Source organism: Stenotrophomonas sp. SrG (assembly GCF_050031795.1).
GTDB classification, from domain to species: Bacteria; Pseudomonadota; Gammaproteobacteria; order Xanthomonadales; family Xanthomonadaceae; genus Stenotrophomonas; species Stenotrophomonas rhizophila_A.
On sequence record NZ_JBNBBE010001496.1, the window covers coordinates 1 to 233 of the forward strand.

The following is a 233-nucleotide window of genomic DNA, read 5'->3' on the forward strand; positions in this document are numbered from 1 at the left end:
TCTTCGGCGCGCTGTTCTACACCCGCAACGTGGGCCTGCCGTGGCGGGGCGGCGAGGGCGACGGGGTGATGACCAACGAACTGCTCGGGGATGGCTATTCGGCCGCCTGGCCGACCAACGGCCCGGGTGCCATCGGTGGCCACTTCCAGACCATTCCGGCCGGGGGCCTGCCGCTGATCAACACGCTGAGCCTGCTTACCTCCGGCGTCACCCTCACCATCGCACACCACGCG

At 69.5% G+C, this 233-nt stretch carries 1 pseudogene; it reads left to right on the top strand.

The annotated features are described in order from the left end of the window. Positions 1–233 (top strand): annotated as a pseudogene (locus ACQG3P_RS24355) (cytochrome c oxidase subunit 3); the annotation flags it as partial.